At 33.1% G+C, this 2,707-nt stretch carries 2 protein-coding genes; both read right to left on the bottom strand.

Annotated elements, in window-relative coordinates:
- Positions 1 to 494 precede the first annotated feature (494 nt).
- Positions 495 to 1,433 carry an ADP-ribosylglycohydrolase family protein gene (locus F6K22_RS38120; protein ID WP_293110062.1) on the bottom strand — a complete coding sequence of 313 codons (939 nt, stop codon included), beginning with the start codon at positions 1,431 to 1,433 and terminating at the stop codon, positions 495 to 497.
- 686 nt (positions 1,434 to 2,119) lie between these two features.
- A partial coding sequence (locus tag F6K22_RS38115) for a beta/alpha barrel domain-containing protein (RefSeq protein ID WP_483244196.1) occupies positions 2,120 to 2,707 on the bottom strand: 588 nt, incomplete at its 5' end.

Raw genomic sequence — 2,707 nt, 5'->3', positions numbered from 1 at the left:
TTCATCTTCAGCCATTAGCAAATCTTTCTAAATTTTCTTCCCTCCTGACTCCTGACTCCTAATAACTATTTAATTATACCAATTCTACCGGATTTGATATCAGTTATCAGTATTTTCTACTAAATTATACCAATTTTAAAAAAGAATGTTACGAATAATAAGTGCGATAAAAAGACTTTAGATAAAATTTTCCTTTAATTAGTAAGATCAAGTTATCAACTAAGAAATAGCATCGAAGCTATTTATTCTGATTTATGACTCCTAAAAACCTCTAGTTAAATTAGAATTCCCCGTTCCTCCTAACTCCTAAGTACTCCCTCCTCCCTAATCACAGAAAATTTTCCTTTAATTAGTAAGATCAAGTTATCAACGAAGAAATAGCATCAAAGCTATTCATTCTCATTTAACTCCTAAACACTTCTAGTTAAATTAGAATTATCCGTTCCTCCTGACTCCTAACTACTCCCTACTCCCTACTCCCTACTCCCTACTCCCTAACCTGATATAGCAGTTTCTAAACGAGACGCTAAATTGAATATATCATCTTTTCTAGCAATGACTTCTATCCACTCATTGGGGATATTTTCTATACCATAATAAATTCCTGCTAAACCACCTGTGACTGCTCCGGTTGTGTCTGTATCTTCTCCTAAATTTACTGCTTTTAATACTGCCTCCGCAAAAGAGTTTGTATTCAATAAACACCATAAAGAAGCTTCTAATGTATCTAGTACATAACCACTGGCATGAATTCTGGTAATAGGTATATTTTGAACTTCTCCACTGAATATTTTCCGAAAACGATGTAACTCCGATCCATACTTTTCTTCTGAGTATATTTGTTTAATATTTTCAATTCCTTGTAAGTAAGCTTTTTTTGCTTCTAAACCTTCTAATAAACAAATAGCTATACTAATATAAATACCACAAGCCATTTGTGACCTTAAATGACCGTGAGTTATACAAGAACAGTCGTGAACTTGTTGAATTAATTCTGCAAAATTAGTGTTTTTATAAGTATAAGCTAGGGGTAAAATTCTCATTAGAGAACCATTGCCATTATTCCGATCGTCCCTACCTCCTGCTTCTATTGCTGGTCTACCTTTTTTAATTCTAGAAATAGCCGCAGCAGTGGTACCTCCAATATCAAAAACTTTACCCCTTGGAGTCCAATAATCTTCATAACGCCATCTATAAAAAGAGTGAGCGATCGCTTCTAAATCAAATCCATCACATAGACATTCAGCTAAACATAATGTCATGGAACTATCATCAGACCAGGTGCCTGCTGGTTGGTTATGTGCGCCATAACCAACCATTTCAGTTACAGGGTTCATTCTTCTTTCATTACGACTGGAAAATTCTACAGGTACCCCTAAAGCATCTCCAATACACACACCCATTAAACCTGATAATACTTGGGAATTATTCATAATTTAATCTTGATAATTGACTGAAATTAAATTTTTTGAAGCCAACTTTTTTAATCAAAAATATCATGTTGGGTCAAACGCTTATAATAGTAGCTATCGTTATTGTGCTTTAGGGAGCCAAATATTTATATAGTGCTAAAGCGCAACAATAAACACGCAACGCGAATTTTTTTATAATCAATTAAGTAATACCAAATTCAAAAAAGGTAGTTACATCTTAATTGATTATTTATTCCTACAATAAAAAATCATCAATTCCATAAATTGTCAAAATCCAATATTTTTTCATCTTTTTTGATTATTTTTTTCTTTCTCTATTCCCTATTCCCTATTCCCTCCCTCTTCCCTGTGTCGTGACTGTAGCAATATTTTATGAAATTGGTATAAGAGTTCAAGATATACTTGCTTAAGCACATTTTAATTCTAAAATTTCTCTGTTCTCTTTTACCGAAAAACTAAGATTTTAAGCTTCTCCTTTAAGGGAGAAAAAAATATCTTTTTAACCAATCCTTCTCTTACAGAAAAAGTAATTATTAGATCTTTCCAAAAAAGAGGGAACAGGGAACATAGAACATGGAACAGGAATAAATAATTGACAGTTTATAGATAAGAATTGCTTTGATTTTTTATTTTTGGAGAAGTGTATTAATTAACAATTCAGAATTCATAATTCTAAATTCATAATTCTAAATTCTTTGAGCTTTAGTTTTTTGTGTAAGTTCTTGTAATTTATTAGAAATTTTCATTGAAGGCAAACTAGGATTTTCTAGGCTGCGAGTTTGAGGGAGCAAACTAGCAACAGAAATAGCAGTACGTTTAGCGATCGCTTCTAGACTTTCTGATTTTTGCAATATTTCCCCATCCTGAACTACTTGTACCATTAATTTTATAAAAGAATCGGTCTGAGGTTCTGTTTGATTCGATACATCTTCATCCATTAATCCCAAATAATCCTGTTTCAATTGACCATTTTCCAGATATCTATATATTTGTTTTCGACCAGGATAGCTAACTTTTCCAGTAGCATTTTTCATCACAGGAATACCGTCTATTTCTACCAGTTTATAAACTCCATTTACAGGAACACCAGTTACCAACTTAGTACCAATACCATATCCATCAATACAAGCATTTTCCCTCTGAAGTCTAGCTATTTCCCACTCATCGATATCTCCACTAGCAAAAATCGTCACTTCTGGCAGTAGCGATCGTACCTCCTGGGATAACTTAACTAAATCTCCGGAATCTAACCTTACCCCACTTAGCTGCATTTC

It is taken from the genome of Okeania sp. SIO2F4 (assembly GCF_010672385.1).
In the GTDB taxonomy this organism is placed as follows: Bacteria; Cyanobacteriota; Cyanobacteriia; order Cyanobacteriales; family Microcoleaceae; genus Trichodesmium.
Note: the sequence above shows the minus strand (reverse complement) of the source record. Positions and strands in the feature narration are given on the sequence as shown.

Excerpts from the sequence above, each read along its gene's own strand:
- F6K22_RS38120 (WP_293110062.1), bottom strand. The coding sequence starts at position 1,433 with ATGAATAATTCCCAAGTATTATCAGGTTTAATGGGTGTGTGTATTGGA.